Annotated in this window: 15 protein-coding genes; 3 read left to right on the plus strand and 12 right to left on the minus strand. The window is 71.1% G+C overall.

Going from position 1 to position 15,651, the window contains the following annotated elements; all coding sequences use genetic code 11:
• Nucleotides 1–11 precede the first annotated feature (11 nt).
• The 12 genes from J4573_RS15795 to J4573_RS15850 form a co-directional block, all read right to left on the minus strand.
• On the minus strand, nt 12–1,304 hold the full coding sequence (locus tag J4573_RS15795; protein ID WP_208256236.1) for a condensation domain-containing protein: 1,293 nt from the start codon (nt 1,302–1,304) through the stop codon (nt 12–14).
• 9 nt (nt 1,305–1,313) lie between these two features.
• Nucleotides 1,314–2,210: an SAM-dependent methyltransferase gene (locus tag J4573_RS15800; protein ID WP_208256237.1), complete on the minus strand. Its 897-nt coding sequence runs from the start codon at nt 2,208–2,210 to the stop codon at nt 1,314–1,316.
• Nucleotides 2,211–2,228: 18 nt separating this feature from the next.
• Nucleotides 2,229–3,857, minus strand: a complete 1,629-nt coding sequence (locus J4573_RS15805; protein ID WP_208256238.1) for an AMP-binding protein — start codon at nt 3,855–3,857, stop codon at nt 2,229–2,231.
• Nucleotides 3,858–3,866: 9 nt separating this feature from the next.
• Entirely contained in the window at nt 3,867–4,874 is a 1,008-nt protein-coding gene (locus J4573_RS15810; RefSeq protein ID WP_208256239.1) for an acyl-CoA desaturase, read from the minus strand.
• A gap of 100 nt (nt 4,875–4,974) precedes the next feature.
• A complete protein-coding gene (locus tag J4573_RS15815; protein ID WP_208256240.1) occupies nt 4,975–6,387 on the minus strand; it encodes an MFS transporter in 1,413 nt (470 codons plus the stop codon).
• Between the two features lie 3 nt (nt 6,388–6,390).
• On the minus strand, nt 6,391–7,632 hold the full coding sequence (locus tag J4573_RS15820; protein WP_208256241.1) for an aspartate aminotransferase family protein: 1,242 nt from the start codon (nt 7,630–7,632) through the stop codon (nt 6,391–6,393).
• Entirely contained in the window at nt 7,632–9,311 is a 1,680-nt protein-coding gene (locus J4573_RS15825) for an AMP-binding protein (protein WP_208256242.1), read from the minus strand. The genes J4573_RS15820 and J4573_RS15825 overlap by 1 nt, the downstream gene beginning before the upstream one ends.
• Entirely contained in the window at nt 9,298–9,567 is a 270-nt protein-coding gene (locus tag J4573_RS15830; RefSeq protein ID WP_208256243.1) for an acyl carrier protein, read from the minus strand. The genes J4573_RS15825 and J4573_RS15830 overlap by 14 nt, the downstream gene beginning before the upstream one ends.
• Nucleotides 9,564–10,577, minus strand: a complete 1,014-nt coding sequence (locus tag J4573_RS15835) for an alpha/beta hydrolase (protein WP_307796655.1) — start codon at nt 10,575–10,577, stop codon at nt 9,564–9,566. The genes J4573_RS15830 and J4573_RS15835 overlap by 4 nt, the downstream gene beginning before the upstream one ends.
• A gap of 17 nt (nt 10,578–10,594) precedes the next feature.
• On the minus strand, nt 10,595–11,422 hold the full coding sequence (locus J4573_RS15840) for a hypothetical protein (protein WP_208256244.1): 828 nt from the start codon (nt 11,420–11,422) through the stop codon (nt 10,595–10,597).
• Nucleotides 11,419–12,528: a ferritin-like domain-containing protein gene (locus J4573_RS15845; protein WP_208256245.1), complete on the minus strand. Its 1,110-nt coding sequence runs from the start codon at nt 12,526–12,528 to the stop codon at nt 11,419–11,421. The genes J4573_RS15840 and J4573_RS15845 overlap by 4 nt, the downstream gene beginning before the upstream one ends.
• 119 nt (nt 12,529–12,647) lie before the next feature.
• Nucleotides 12,648–12,872 carry an acyl carrier protein gene (locus tag J4573_RS15850; RefSeq protein WP_208256246.1) on the minus strand — a complete coding sequence of 75 codons (225 nt, stop codon included), beginning with the start codon at nt 12,870–12,872 and terminating at the stop codon, nt 12,648–12,650.
• 267 nt (nt 12,873–13,139) lie between these two features.
• On the opposite strand from J4573_RS15850, the gene J4573_RS15855 reads away from it, so the two are divergent.
• From J4573_RS15855 to J4573_RS15865, 3 genes are read left to right on the plus strand one after another with little or no spacing between them, the layout of a single operon-like run.
• Complete coding sequence (locus J4573_RS15855; RefSeq protein WP_208256247.1) at nt 13,140–13,685, plus strand: hypothetical protein; 546 nt, start codon at nt 13,140–13,142, stop codon at nt 13,683–13,685.
• Complete coding sequence (locus J4573_RS15860) at nt 13,682–15,406, plus strand: hypothetical protein (RefSeq protein ID WP_208256248.1); 1,725 nt, start codon at nt 13,682–13,684, stop codon at nt 15,404–15,406. The genes J4573_RS15855 and J4573_RS15860 overlap by 4 nt, the downstream gene beginning before the upstream one ends.
• The gene (locus tag J4573_RS15865; RefSeq protein ID WP_208256249.1) at nt 15,403–15,651 is read left to right on the plus strand and encodes a Rieske (2Fe-2S) protein; all 249 of its coding nucleotides are present in this window, start codon (nt 15,403–15,405) and stop codon (nt 15,649–15,651) included. The genes J4573_RS15860 and J4573_RS15865 overlap by 4 nt, the downstream gene beginning before the upstream one ends.

Consider the following 15,651-nt stretch of genomic DNA (forward strand, 5'->3'; position numbering starts at 1 on the left):
GGTTGGGTGGGTTAGGTGGGTTGTAGGACGGGGGCGTTGGGGGTTAGGGCGTAGGTGGTTAGGGCGTTGTGGACGGCTTGGTGGAGGTCGGCCATTTCGGTGGCGATCCAGCGGCGGGTGTCGAACATGAGCTCTAGGGAGAGTTCTGGGCCGTCGCGGTCGACGCTGAGGAGGGCCATTCCTGGCATGACGGAGTCCAGCATCGCGCGGGACTCTTGGGGGAAGGTGAGCTCTACGCCGTCTAGGGCGTTCTTCAGGCCTAGGCCGTACTTGTCGGCGCGGTACTGGAGGAAGAGGCCGCGGAAACGGTGTTTGTCCAGCCAGCTCGCGGCCTCGGGGCAGCGGGTGGCCACTGCTTCCAGTGGATATTCCTGGTGGACGTAGGTGAGGTAGACGTCGGTGGCGACCGCGGACAGGTGGGCTTGACGGTTTGGGGCCGTGACGCGGCGGCGGAAGGCGATCTCGTTGGTGAGCAGGCCTACGGTGTCGCGGAACTCGGGGCGGCCTCGGCCGTGGACGACGCAGGTGGTGGTGACCTCGGAGCAGCCCGTCAGGGTCGCGACCGCCTCCTCGTACGCGGCTAGGACGACGTGGAAGGTCGAGCAGTGTGCCGAGGCGCATAGTTGGTCCAGCTGGGTTACTAGGCCGCGCTCTAGGCGGGTGTTGAGGAATTTCATGCGGGGGCCGGGCGGCCGGCCGCGGGCGGGGCGGCCGAAGGCGGGGGGTTCGGCGCCGGTCAGGCGGTGGGACCAGAAGTCGACGGCGCGGGCGCCCGCGCCGGTTGGTGACCAGAGGTCCTCGCGTTCCATCAGGTCGGCGCGCCGGCGCTGGTGGTCGGCGAACTGGGCGGGCACGGGTGGCAGGGTGATCGGGCCGCCTGACATCAGGTCGCGGTAGGCCAGGATGAGTTCGCGGACGACGATCTCGATCGAGGCGATGTCGGCGACGGCGTGCGGGACGGCCACGTGCAGGGCCAGCGAACGCTCGGACTCCGCGACGGCCTCCACGCGGAAGACCGGCGGTTCGGCCGGGTCCAGTGGTACGCGCGCCCAGCGGTCCAGGGTCTCGAGGAGGTGGCCCGGTTCGGCGGAACGGCGGTGGAAGGCCACGGTCTCCGGCGTGTACGGGTGGACCCGCTGCTCGTCGGCGTCCAGGTCGACCGTCGTGCGGAGCGCCTCGTGGCGGCGGCCGACCTCGTGGGCGGCCGCCTCGAGACGGTCGAGATCGTAGGCGCCCCGCAGGACGATGGTCGCGTCGGTGACGATGCTCGGGTGGGTGACGGTCCGCTGGCTGATGGGGATCATGGCGCCTGGTCAGACCCGTTCGAAGATGATCCGGGCGAGCCCGAGGTTGCGGCGTTCGAACTGGCGCGCCGACGACTCCAGGTAGTGGAGGTAGTCGGCCACGGTCTGGGCGCCCACGACCGCCTCGGCCTCCTCGCGCCGGGAGGTGAGGGTCTCCGCCCAGAACCGGCAGGTCCGCACGTAGTGGTCGGGGTCGTTGCGGACCGTGACCACGTCGAAGGTGCGTTCGCTGGCCTCGATGATGTCGCTGATCGGCGGCATCACCGACTCGGGGAAGATGCGTTCGATGACGAAGAGCATCTCCTTGACGGTCTGCCGGTCCACCGCCCGGGCCCGGCCCGCCACGTTGGTCTGGAGCGCCAGCCGGCCGCCCGGCGCCAGCCAGTCGCGGCACCGGCCGAAGAACGTCCGGTAGGCCTCGATCCGTTCCTCGCGGCTCATGCCGTGCCGGGCGAAGTGCTCGAACGCTCCCAGCGAGATGATCGCGTCGTAGCGGGTCTCCTCGTGGTCCAGCCAGTTCTGGACGCGGACGTCGTAGCGCTCGTCGGTCCATTCCTTCATCGACTCCAGCTGGGCCGGGCTCAGGGTCAGGCCGACCACGTGCTCGACGTCCTGGACCTCCACCAGGTGCCGCAGCATGCTGCCCCAGCCGCAGCCGATGTCGAGCACGCGCTTGGCGCCGGTCGCGCGGGCCCCAGTCGCCATGTAGGCGAGCTTGCGCTGCTGCGCGCTGTACAGATCGTCGTCCTCGCCTTCCCAGAGCGCGCACGAGTAGGTGCGGCTGCGGTCCAGCCACAGGTAGTAGAACTCGTTCCCCAGGTCGTAGTGGTGCCGGATCGCCTCACCGGAGGCGCCCTTGTAGGGCGACTGCCCTTCGGCTGAGACGTCCGTGGACAGGGTGGTCATCGGGTACTCCTCATGAGGTCAGCCGGTTTCCAGGTCGAGAGTGGCGATGGTCGGCAGTTCGCCGGCGAGCAGGAGCTGGCGGGCGCGGAAGCGCTGGATCTTTCCGCTGGGGGTCTTCGGTACGGTCCCGCGCTGCAGGAACACGCATTCGTCGAGCACGATCCCGGCCTTGGCCTGGGCGATCCCGGCGGCGGCGCGGGCGATCTCGCCGAGGTCGGCGTTCCGGCGCCGCGGCTCGGTCACCAGGACCAGCCGCGCGGTGCGCTCGCCGCCGACGTCCAGGACCGCGGTGCCGCCGTGGTGAACGGAGTCCAGGGCCTCCACCGCCAGCTCGATCTCCCGCAGGTTCACGTTGCGGCCCCCGACGGAGATCACGTCGTCGAGCCGGCTGACGAGGAAGAGCTCGCCGTCCTGGACGAACCCCAGGTCGCCGGTGCGCAGCCCGCGTTCGGTGAAGCGGCTCCCGGTCCGCTCGGGATCCCCGTGGTAGCCGGCGGCCAGGCTGGGCGAACGGACCAGCAGCTCGCTCACGGCGCCCGGCTGTGACTGCGTGACCTCGGTCCCGCGGCAGGGCGAGCCGCAGCCGACGAGCCACGACGCGGCCGGGTCGTCCGGCGCGGCCTCGACGATCCGGGCGTCGGCGAGCGCGGTGCCGTCCACCGCGAGGAACCGCGGCTCGGCGCCGGGCGCGGTCGCGGAGATCGCCAGCGTCGCCTCGGCCATCCCGTAGGCGGGCATGAACCGGTCGAGCGTGAGGCCGCTGCCCTCGAACGCCGCGACGGCCGCGTGCAGGGTCGTCCGTTCCACGCGTTCCGCGCCGATGATCGCCGTCCGCAGGTTCAACGGCTTGGCGAGCGGACGGCCGCGCTGGGCCCGGGCGGCGATGTACAGCGCGGTGTTGGTGCCCGCGGTCATGGTCCCGCCGAACTCGGCGAGGTCCCCGAACCAGCTGCGGCCGCCCATCATGAACCGTTCGGGCGTGGACAACGCGAGCGGCATGTCGTACGCCCAGGGGAACAGCAGGCAGCCGAACATCCCCATGTCGTGGGAGAGCGGCAGCCAGGAGACGACCCGTTCGCGCTGCGGATCGGCGCCGGTCATCTCCAGGATCATCGCGAGCTGTGCGGTGATGGCGCGCGGGGTGAGCATGCAGCCCTTCGGGCTGCCCGTGCTGCCGGACGAGTACTGGATGAACGCGACGTCGTCGTCGGCGGGCGGCTCGGTGAGCGGCCGCCCCCGCCCCACCGACTCCCAGGCCAGGCCGTTGAGGGACGTGCGCGTCTCCTCGGGGAAGGCCGACAGCACCGCGCCGTCGCTGAGCAGCATCGGCGAACCGGTCCGCCCGCAGACGCCGGTGATCTGCTCGATGTACTCCTCGGCGCTCATGCCCCGGGCCGGGACCGGCAGCGACGCGACGGCGCCTCCGGCCAGCCAGACGGCGAGGACCCCGCGTACGGCGAGCGGGCTGTTGGTGAGGATGGCCGCGACGACCGTGCCCGGCCCGACGCCGCGGGCCCGCAGGTCACCGGCCATGCGAGTGGCGTCGGCGGCGACCTCGTCCCAGCCCGCTTCGGCGAACGCCTCCCCGGTCCAGCAGTGCAACCGGCCGCGCCCGGCGTTCAGCAACGACTCCCAGAGCGATTCCACGCAGGACTCCTATTCGATGTCGCCGGCGTCGGCCGCCGACGCGGCGGCCGACCTTGCCCGCCTGCGTTCGGAGAGCGGCGCCGGTGGCTGCGCCGGGACGTGCCGGCCGCCGCCGACGCGCGACAGGCCCGCCGCCCGCGCCTCGATCCGGTCCCGGTCGATCCGTATCGGGTCCCAGGCGAGGCCGGTACGGGTGAGCGCCTTGATGAACAGCGCGCTGAGGTCGGCCTCGTACCAGCGCATGCCGTGGTTCGCCGACCGCGGGAAGGCGTGGTGGTTGTTGTGCCACGAGTCGCCGAACGACGGGATCGCCAGCCAGCCGATGTTGCGGGACTCGTCGGCGGTGCTGAAGCGCCGGCGGCCGGCGAAGTGCCCGATGGAGTTCACCGCGTAGGTGAGGTGGCTGAGCAGGAACAGCCTGACCAGGCCGCCCCACACCAGGCCGGTGAGGGCGCTCATCGGGTCGCCGCCGCTCACGGCGTAGCCGATGCCCGCCGGGACGACCACCAACCCGAGCATCATGATGAGGACGAAGTGCTCGCTGATCCATCGCAGGTGCCGGTCGCGGACCAGGTCCGGGCAGTAGCGGATCGGGTCGGAGGTCAGCTCCTCGTCGAACAGCCAGCCGAGATGGGCGTGCCAGAGCCCCCTCAGCACCGCGATCCTGGTGCGCCCGCCGTAGAGGTACGGGCTGTGCGGGTCGCCGTCCCGGTCGGACATGCGGTGATGGCGGCGGTGGTGGGCGGCCCAGATGATCGCCGGTCCCTGGCCCGCGATGGTCCCGGCGACCGCGAGCGCGTCGGCGATCGGACGGTGGGTCTTGAACGACCTGTGCGCGAGCAGCCGGTGGAAGCCGGTGCTGATGCCGATGCCCGCGATCGTGTACATCACGACGAGGCTGACGAGGTCGCTCACCCCGAAGGCGCGGTTCCACAGCAGCACCATCGCGGCCAGCAGGCCGAGGACGGGCACCACCGACACGGCGGTGATGAAGAGCCGGTGTTGCTTGCCATCCATGAGGACTCCGTTGGCTCAGGCTGGTCGGAATCGGGCTCGGCGGCCGGCACCGGGCTCAGCGGTCAGGTACGGGCTCGGCGGTCGGCACCGGGCCCGGTGGTCAGGTGCCGGGTTCGGCGACGGTCTCCGGGGGCCGCGCCACGCGCGCGGCGCTGAGGTTCGGCACGGCGCCGACGATGACGACGAGGAGCGAGACGCCTCCGCAGAACTCGTAGACGTGCACGTAGTCGGCCACCTCCGCGGTGACGCCCTGCGGAAGGATCGCGGCCAGCGAGGCGACGCCGAGCGCACCGCCCACCTGCCGGGCGGCCGTGTTGAGCCCGATCGCTCCGGCGAACCGCACGGGTTCGACGGCGAGCGCGGCGGCGGTGGCCGAGCCGGTGGCGAGCGCGCCCATGCCGATGCCGACGAGCAGCCCGGTCGGCAGCCAGAACCCGAGGAAGTTCGGTTCCGAGGTCAGCCCGAGATAGATCCACACGGCCGTCAGCACCATGATCCCGGCGCCCACGGTGATCGGCAGCCTGGGCCCGTACTTGCCGAACAGGCGCGGGAACAGCAGCGCGCTCGCCGCCGCTGTGAACGCGCCCGGGCTCTGCGCCAGCCCGGCCTCGAGCTCGGAGTAGTGCCAGACCTCGGTGAGGAACAGCACGCCGACCAGCAGCCAGGGCAGCAAGGCCATCCCGTAGCCGAAGGAGATCACGTTCGCGGCGGCGAACCGGCGGCTTCGCCACAGGGAGGTCTCGACGGCGGGCACCGGGTGGCGCCCCGACCGCCACAGGGCGATCGCGACGGCGGCGGCGCCGACGCCGAGGACGCCGAGAGTGCGCGGGTCGCCCCAGCCCCAGGACTGCCCCTGGGTCAGGCCGAGGACGACGCCGCCGACGCCCAGCGCGAGCATGGCGGTCCCGAGCAGGTCAGGCCACCGTCCGCCGCCGCCCGCGGTCTTCGGCGCGCGCCAGGAGCCGAGCACCAGCAGGAGGCCGAGCGGCAGGTTGATGGCGAACATGGCCCGCCAGCCGAACGCGTCGACCAGCAGCCCGCCGCCGCTCGGCCCGACCGCCGCCGCGACGGCGCTCGACGCGCCCCACAGGCCGATGGCCCGCGGCTGGCGGGCCGGTGGCGTGTGGCGGAGCAGCAGCGCGAGAGAGGCGGGGAGCATGGCGGCGGCGCCGACCCCTTGCACGCCTCTGGCGGCGATGAGGGTGGCGAGGTTCGGAGCGACCGCGCAGAGCAGCGAGGCGAGGGTGAACAGCCCCGTTCCGAACAGGTACACCACGCGGTGGCCCAGCACGTCGGCCATCCGCCCGGCCGGCGCGAGGAACGCCGCGAGCATCACGACGTAGAGGCTGATGACCCAGGTCAGGTCCGCGACCGGTGCGGCGGGATAGTCCTTGGCGAGGTCGGGGATCGCCAGGTTGACGACGGTGGCGTCGAACATGGCGAGGAACGCGGCGCCGACGGCGAGGGCCGCGGCCGGCACCGTCCTGGACTTCATGGGCGAAGTGGGTTCCATGGATCAATCCTCAGCCGCGTCGGCCCGGTGGGCCTCGAAGGCGGCGTCGAGCGTCTCGAACGCCCTGTCCAGTTCCGGTCCGGTCGACACCATCGGCGGCAGCAGCCTGATCGTCTCCGGGGAGCTGAGGCAGGGCGACACGAGAAGGCCCCGGACCGCCAAATCGGCTATGACGGGCGCGGTGGCCCCCGGGATGAGTTCGAGCCCCCACAGCAGGCCAGTGCCGCGTACCTCCGAGACCAGGCCGGGATGGTCCTTGGCGAGGGTGTGCAGCCTCGCGTCCATGACCTCGCCGACCTCGCGGCCACGATCGGCCAGCTCGTCGATGGCCTCGAGCGCCGCCGAGCCCGCCGCGCACGCCAGCGGGTGGCCGCCGAAGGTGGAGGAGTGGAACGCCGGGTTCTCGATGAGCGGCTCGTACAACTCCGTCGTGGCGGCCATCGCCGACAGCGGGACCACTCCCCCGCCGAGAGCCTTGCCGAACAGCAGGGCGTCCGGCTGCCAGCCCTGGGCGAGCGCGACGGAGAAGTCACCGCACCTGCGCAGCCCCACCTGGATCTCGTCGCTGATGACGAACGCCCCCGCCTCCCTCGCGTCCTCGGCCCACCGCCGCAGTACGGACGGGTTCAGCGGCCGTACGCCGCCCTCACCGCGGATCGGCTCGACGATCAGCGCCGAGACGTCACCCCGTTCCGCCTCCCGCGCCACCGCCTCGGCGTCGTCGGCGGGCAGGTGGGTGACCTGGCCCAGCAGCGGTTCGAGCCCTGCGTGGAAGACCGGGGAGTGGGTCAGGGCGAGCGCGCCGAGCGTCTTGCCGTGGAACGCGCCCTCGACCGCGAGGACCCGGGTCCGCTCCGTGACGCGCCGCGCCAGCTTCACCGCGACCTCGACGGCGTCGGCGCCGTCGCTGCCGAGCCACACCCGGTCCAGGCCGCAGCGCCCCAGCAGGTCCGCGGCGAACTTCACGACCGCCGGGTTGGCCAGGGCGCGGGTCGCCGTCGGCATGGTGCGCAGCTGGTCGATCGCGGCGTCCACGACCCGCGGGTGGCGGTGCCCGAGCAGGGTGACGCCGTACGAGCCGAAGTCGACCACGTTCCTGCCGTCGGACAGGGTCACCGTCGCGCCGGACGCGGCCGCCTCGTGCGCGCCGTCGCCGGCGAGCTGGTACGCGATCGCCAGGGACGGCGGCAGGTGCCGGCGCATCGTGCGGAACAGCGAGCCCCGCGGCGCCCGTGGGATCGTCATCAGGCCCAGTCCTCGCCGTTGTCGAGGGCCGTCTGGAACCGCGCGGCGACCGCCCTGCGGTTGATCTTCAGAGTGGTCGTCATGAGGCCGTTCTCCCTGGTGAACTGCTCCCGGGTGAAGACCACCCGGGTGACCCGGTGGGACGGGACCGCATCGCGGTTGAGCTCCTCGATCCGGCGTCGGACCCGTTCGGCCGCGTCGTCGCCGGCATGGTCGCGCAGCACGATCACCGCCCCGACGTAGGGCGGCTCCTCACCGCCCACCATCACCGCCTGGGCCACCGCGGTGTCGGTCAGCACCTGCTGCTCCCAGGGCGAGGGAGCGATCTTGACTCCGCCCCGGGTGATGATCAGGTCCTTCTTACGGCCCACGATGTGCAGGAAGCCGTCGTCGTCGAAGCGCCCGAGATCCCCGGTCGCGATCCAGCCGTCGGGCCGGTAGGTGGCCCGCTCCACCTCCGCCGGCTCGCCCAGGTACCCCGGGCTCTGCGGGCGCGGCCACCGCACCTGGATCTCCCCCTCGGGCGAGATCCGCACCGAGCCGGGGAACACCGGCCGGCCGACCGACCCGATCCGGTTGGCGTCCGGGCGGTTCCAGGAGATGAAGCCGGACTCGGTGAGCCCGTACAGCTGGAACAGCGGCAGCCCGACGGTCGCGAACACCTCGGCGGTGGAACGGCGGAGCGGCGCCGAGCCGCTCAGCATCAGCCGCATGCGTCCGCCGTAGGCGTCGTGCGCCTGGGCGAAGACTCGGCGCAGCGCGGCGTCCCGCAGCGACGCCGGAAGAACGGTCCGGATCGTCGCCGACAGGGCGCGCAGCACGGCCTTGAGCGCGGCCGGCCGGCCGCTGAACCGGCTCTCGAGGATCTCGTAGAACGCCGGAGGACCGCCCATGATGGTGGGCTCGGCCTGCTTCAGCACCGCGAACATCAGCGGCGACGGCTCGACCACGATCGAGTCGAAGCCGTACCAGATCGCGCAGTACATCATGATCCGCTGCTGGAACGTGGACAGCGGCAGGCCGACCAGGATCCGGTCGTCGGGGCTGAAGGCGTGGTGCTCGCCGAACTCGGCGAGGCAGTCCTCGGTGGCGACCCTGCTGAGCTGGATCGCCTTCACCGTTCCGGTCGTGCCGGAGGAGAACACGATCGAGAACACGTCGGGATCCAGCGGCGCCGCGGGTTCGCGCGGCGCGACCACCCGTTCCGCGCCGTCCAGGCCCGCGCCGTCCAGGCCCGCGCCGTCCAGGTTCAGGGGCGCCGCCCACTCGGCGGGCTCGGCACCTTCGGCGGACAGCAGGTCGTTGTCCGCCAGGAGGAGCTCAAGCCCGTACCGTTCCGCGAGGTCGGCGGGGGCGCTGCCCGCGAACTCCGTCACCGGCAACGTCACCGTGACGCATCCGAGGTCGAGCAGAGCCAGCTCATGGACGATCCACGAGTAGGAGTTGGTCCCCCAGACGCCCACGCGGACGCCCACGCCCGCCCCCCAGGACTTGAGGCGCTCCTGCACCCGGCGTACGTCGGCGTGCAACTCCGGGTAGGGCGTCCTGACCAGCCGCGCGCCGTCGAGGTGGAAGAGCGCGGTCTCCTCCAGGCTCAGCAGGCGCGGAACCAGACCCGCGAGAGACAGCGGTCCGGCTGCCGTTCGGCTCTCGTTCAGAGCCATCTCATTCAGTGCCATCGGTCAGGTTCTCCACTGTCCTCACCAGGTCGTCCACGGTGACGATCGACGGGGCCTGCTCGGCGAGCACGACGAGGTCGAGCCCCCATTCCTCGTGGAGCCGTACCGCGAGCGCCACGACCGACAACGAGTCCAGACCGAGGTCCTGCTGCAGCCGCTGCTCCCCGCGCAGCTCGCGGGCGGACAGGTCCGGCCGCGTCTGTGCCAGCAGCGACAGCACCCGGCTCCGGGTGTCCCTGCCGCGGAAGAGCTTCATCGCGTGTCTCCGATTCCATCGACGAGCAGTGCGCGGAACGAACCGAACGCCTCGCGCATCGCGTCGGCGCAGCCCTCGGTCAGCACGGGGAGTTCGAAGGAGCCGTGGATCAGGCCGTCGAACCGGTGGGCGCGGGTCCGTACCCCCGCCGCCGACAGAGCGGCGGCATAGGCCTCCCCCTCGTCCCGGAGCGGGTCGTGTTCCATGGTCACGACCACCGCGGGGGGCAGGCCGTCCAGCCTTCCCCGGATCGGCGAGGCGGTGGGTGTCGCCGGATCCGTTCCGTCCGGCAGGTAGCAGGCGCGGAACCAGCGCATCGCGTCGGCGGTCAGCAGGTAGCCGGTCGCGTACTCCGCCCGGGACGGGTACTGGCCGTCCGCACGCAGGTCCGCCACGGGATAGACGAGAAGCTGGGCGCGCAGTTCCGGACCGCCGGAGTCCCTGCAGAGCTGGGTGACGACGGCGGCCAGGCAGCCGCCCGCGCTGTCTCCGGCGATCGCGAGCCCGCCCGTACGGCCGCCCAGCGCGTCCAGCTCGGCCGCGGCCCAGCGGACGGCGGCGAGGCAGTCGTCGACGGCCGCGGGGAACGGGTGTTCGGGGGCACGCCGATACGCCACGCTGACGACCACGGCGCCCGTCTCGCTGCACAGCCATCGGCAGTGGTTGTCGTGGGTGTCGAGGTCGCCGATGACGAAGCCGCCTCCGTGGAGGAAGACCACGGTCGCGACGGGTAGGGCCGTCTCCGGCCGGTAGATGCGGACGGGCAGGCCGTCCGGGGTCGCGGGGAGGAGGCGATCCTGCGTCGTTCCCACGGGTGCGACCGCGCTCGGCGCTCGGGCGTCGACCGCCAGGGCGCGGAACGCCGCGCGGGCCCGCGCTGGGTCGAACGCCTGGGAGCCCCGGTCGTCGGACCCGCCGCCCGTACCGCCGCCCATGCCGCCGCCGCTCAGCGCGAGGATCGCCCTGAGCGTCGGGTCCAGTCGCGGTCCGGGTCGCGGTCCGGGTCGCACCGGCGCGTCGTGGCCGTTCACGAGCCCGCGTCGCTCAGCCGGACGAAGACCCGGGGCCGGCGCTCGTCCTCGTTGCAGAATCCGAACAGCAGTCCGTCCTCGACTTCGCAGACCCTGATGGTGGTGCGGACGTCGCAGGCGAACTCGTAGCGGTACCAGCCCTGCCAGACCGGTCTCTCGGGCAGGGTGAGCCCGGCGTCGGCGACGGCGTTCTCGGCGCGTTCGACATAGCTCGGGAACGACACGTGATCGTTGGTGACGTCGCACTCGCGCGACGTCCACCGGAATGTCGACGAGGCGAGCGGTTCGGTCATGACCGGCAGCGGATCGACCGGCGGCAGCTCCTCGAGCGGGCAGTCGAGCCCGTCCGGGGCCTGCGCCGCGACCTTCGGCGTCCCGCCGCCGAAGTCGACCCAGACGGTGTTCGCGGTCAGATCGGCGAGGACGACGCCATCGGCGTCTCGGACCACTTCCAGGAAATCGACGAACCCGTACTCGGGATCCCGGTTCGGCCGTGGCCGCCGCCCGTGCCTGATCACATGGTTGACCGTCACCTTGTCGCTCGGCCGGCAGCCGCCCGACAGGATCCGCACGGTCGTGCCACGGGCGACGAGCGCGTGCATGTGCGAGCGCCAGAACTCCTCGCGTGTCATCCCCGACACCGGCAGCCACCACTGCGGTCCGGTGCCCTCCATGAAACGGAACAGCTCGTCCTGCTGCAACGTGCCGCGGGCGGTGATGCCGTAGAAGACAAGGAATTCCGTGGAGGTCAGCGTCCGGGGCGCTCCCGTGCCCGTGCCGGAGGCCGTCCCCGTCCCCGTCCCCGTCCCCGTGCCCGCGCTCATGTGGCGTCTCCGTTCGCGGCCGCGATGGTCGACTCGATCTGCTTGCTCCGGCGGAGCAGTTCCTCCTGCTCGATCTCGCGTGCCCTGGCCTCGTCCGCCGCCGAGATCTCGTCCTGGTCCATCGTCGAGAACCGCAGCAGCCGCAGCTGGTCGAGGCCCTCCTGCATGCGCGGGCCGAACAGGTTGATGCTCTTCAGAGCAGGCACGATCCGGGAGAAAAGCCGGTACCGGAACACCCGCAGCGCCGCGGACTTCCGGGTCAGCTGGATGCACTCCTCGGCCCCGTAGTCGAGGTTGCGCCACAGCTCCTCACCGGCGAAGCGCTCGCTGAGCACATGGCACGCCTCGACCGCGAACTCCTCCCGCTCACGGCGTTCGGCCTCGGTGAGGTCCTGGTAGTACTGGCGCAACGCGATCTGGCCGAACGCGACGTGCCGCGACTCGTCCTCGAGCACGTAGGCGTTGAAGGCCTTGGCCAGCGGATCGGTCATCAGATCCCGCTGGATGCTGAACGAGGCCAGGGCCAGGCCCTCCAGAAGCACCTGCATGCCGAGGTAGGTGAAGTCCCACCTGGCGTCCCGGACGATCGTGTCGAGCAGGCCCTGCAGCGAGTCGGTGATCGGGTACCGGACGCCGATCTTCTCGCGGAGGTAACGGTCGTAGGCCTCCACATGCCGGGCCTCGTCCATCACCTGGGTGGAGGCGTAGAACTTGGCGTCCATGTCCGGCACCATCCGCACCACCTGCGCGGCGCACACGAGCGCGCCCTGCTCGCCGTGCAGGAACTGGGAGTACATCCAGCCGGCGGTGTGCGTCCTGACGACCGACCGCTCCTTCTCCGGCAGGCGGTCCCACAGCTCGGAGTCGGCGATCCAGATCAGCTCGTCCGGCATGCCCAGCGGGTCGCCGGGATCGGTCTCGTGGCTCCAGTCGAGTCTGGTCTCGGCGTCCCACTGCCGCTGCTTGCCCTTGGCGTAGAGGCTGATCAGACGTTCGGACCGCTGGTCGTAGTCCCAGGTGAACAGCGCCTCACCACCCACCGGGACGGCCCAGCTTCCCGCCAGTCCGGCAAGGGCCTCCGGTCCATCGGAGCCGGCCTCGCGCATTACCGTCATCATCCCTTGCCAGTCATGAAGTACTCGTCCATGAAGTGCTCGCCGTCGTCATGAAGTGCTCGCCGTCGTCATGAAGTGCTCGCCGTCGTCATGAAATGCCCGTCGCCCGTTCAGGCCGAGTATTCGGACAGCGCTTCATTGGCCACCTCGACGATTCCACTGATCGTGGTGATTCCCAGCGCCTGGTTCAGGTCGAACTCGAAGTCGTACTTGTCCTCGAGCGAGAACACGATGTCGGCGATCTGAAGGCTGGACAGACCGAGCCGGTCTATTTCCGTATCGGCATTGAGCTCCACGCCGTCGGGAAGCTTGTTGCGGAGCTTTTTCTTGATCATTCCCAGGACTTCTTCCAGAGTGATCAATGTGACCTCTTTCGTCGGCTCGGCCGCCCTGGACAGCCTCGATTCTGCGGACCCGCCGGGCGGGCTGGCAAGCCCTCGGCGATCTGGTGGACCGTCCGTGAACCCTCCGTGGATCGGCCACGAACCGGAAGCGGACCGCGGTGCCGCACCATCGAGACATGGCCAACCGCGAAGGGGCATCTGACTAGGATGGAATTGCTACGTTTCGCATTCGGCGAAGACTGGCTCAGCATCCGGGACATGGAACCGCAGGACATCGAGCCATTCGTGTCCTACTGGCATGACGGCGGGGCGGACCTCGCCTTCCTCGGCATCGACCTGGACAAGCTCGGCGCCAGGGAAGACACCCGGAAGAGATTTCTGGACCTCTGCCGTAGAGGCGAACCGAAAGACCGAGCCGTCGGCTTCACCTTTCACCTGAACGACTCAGTGATCGGCTATACCAATATCAATATTCAGGGCCGCCCCAAGGGATATCTCCACGTCCATCTGACGGATCCGGCGGCGCGGCGGCGCGGCGTCGTGTCCGCGATCCTGTTGCAGAGCCTTCCCGTGCTGGCGGATCACGTGCTCACCGAGTACCCGATCGACGGGCTCGTCCTGGAGACGCGCACCCGCAACGTCGGCATCAACCGTGTCGTGCGGAGCGTCGGGCTGCGCCCGGCCTCGACCGGCCACCTGGAGGACCCGGACGGGCTCGCGGGCCCGGGCGAGTTCAACGTCTACGACCTCGACGCAGCCACCATCAGAGCGCTCGTCGCCCAGCCTGTCGGAGGTTCTTCGTGATCGAAGCCGAACCGGCCGTCCACACGCTCGACTCCGACGTCGAGTATCGGCTCCGCATCATCCGCGACGACGCGTCGCACGACGACCGCGCGGTCGCGCTCGGCCTGCTCGCGACCGGCATCGCCGGCACGCCGGCCGAGACCCCCGCGCTCCTCGACCAGAAGGCCGTCGAGACCGTTCTCGACCAGGCGGGCGAGTGGCGCTCGGCGCTGTACGACCTGTGGTACCGGCTGCGAATCCCGTTCGGGGACGCCCCGCTGGACTCCTGGTACGTGCTCGCGCTCGCCTTCGGCAAGACCGGGGGCGACGTTCCGAAGGCGGTGGAGCTCCACGCCGGCGTCCTGCAGAGGATGGCGGCGGCCGAGGATCCGATCGCCGTCCTCCGCACCGAGTTCGGGCTGACCGGCGAGACGCGCGAGGGCGGCGAGGACGCGTTCGCGGACGCCGTGCTCGCCCGCGCGCCGTTCCGGTCCGCGCTGCCGCGGCCCTGGCACGCCGGCCTGCGCGAACGCGCCCTGGCCCCGTGGACGGACCTGCGCGAGGAGGAACGGCCCGTCCTGCTCCTGGAGCTCAAGCAGCGGATCCAGGGCCTGGAGCAGGTCAGGTTCTTCGTCCGGGGTGAGGTGCTGGAGAACAAGCAGGTCGCCGCGCGGCTCCACGACTGCGCCCGGACCGCGCCCGAGGAGTGGGACGAGGCCACGCTCGCGGTGGCCACGCTCGCCTGGATGTGGCGGGAGTCCGGATTCTGCCTCCAGGAGCTCAACCAGTCGATCCTTTCCCTCCCGCTGGTGATCGACTTCATGGTCCGGCGCATCCGCGACTACGCGGCCTCGGCGGGCGTTGCGGCGGCGGAGCCGCCCGAGTCCCCGATCGAGCTGGCGCGGCAGCTCGGCCGGCTGCGCGTGCGGATCGAACGCGACCACCTGCGCTGCCTGCAGTTCGACGGGAGCAACTGGGAGCGGCGCGAGTTCCTGGTGCCGCGCTCGGCCTGTTCGGCGATCCTGGATCTGCCCGGCGATCTGCGCGAGCAGCTGCAGGACCGGTTCGATGCCGCCCTTCCCGGGGAGGGCCCGCCCGTGTGGGCCGCCGCGATGGACGCCGCGACGGCGGCCGGCGCCACTCCCACGGACGTCATCAAGGAGCTGGCACGCTGGGCGGCCGCCGACACCGCGCTCCCCGTCGACTACGCGATCTTCACGACGCCGATCGGCGTCAAGCTCGACGCCCCCTGGGAGCTCGAGTACGAGGACGTGTTCTGCTACACCGCGTTCCACGAGGGGTTCGACCGGGACGCCGAGGGCGTGCCGTTCGATCACGTCGGCATCCAGAACGCCATCGGCCAGCGGCTTCGCTACAACGTGGTGAAGAAGGCGCAGAACTACACGCTGCTGCGCCGCTTCAAGGCGCAGTCGTTCAACCTGCCCGACATCGCCGTCGCCGAGGACGCCAACCACGGCGGCCACCGCGCGGCCGGCATCAGGCTGAGCTGCCGCATCCCCACCTACATCCACCACGACGGCCTCACCTGGAAAGGGCTGGCCGACGTCAGGCTCAACCGGACCATTTACCGCGAGCACCTGGAGTTCCGGCCGTCCGACGTTCCCCTGGCCTCGCGCCTGGCCACCTGGCTCGGCTGGATCGCCGACGCCGCCTACGCCCGCGGCCTGGAGTTCGACCGCGTCTACGGCAAGAAGCTCACCCGGCCCGGGGAGGAGAAGTGACGGCGTCCCCGGTCCGCCTGTCCGACGGCCGCCTGGTCGTCCGGCACGGTACGAGCGAGTACGAGATCCCCGAGCACTGCCCGCACCTCGGTGCGCCCCTCGACCAGGCCTACCTGAACGGCCCGTTCCTGCGCTGCGCCTGGCACGGGGCCACGTTCGACGTCCGCACCGGTGAGCGGCTGCGCGGACCTGCCTGCCCGAACCTGCCGACACCCGGCCCGAACCTGCCGACACCCGGAAAGTGA

This window comes from Actinomadura barringtoniae (assembly GCF_017573505.1).
GTDB classification, from domain to species: Bacteria; Actinomycetota; Actinomycetes; order Streptosporangiales; family Streptosporangiaceae; genus Spirillospora; species Spirillospora barringtoniae.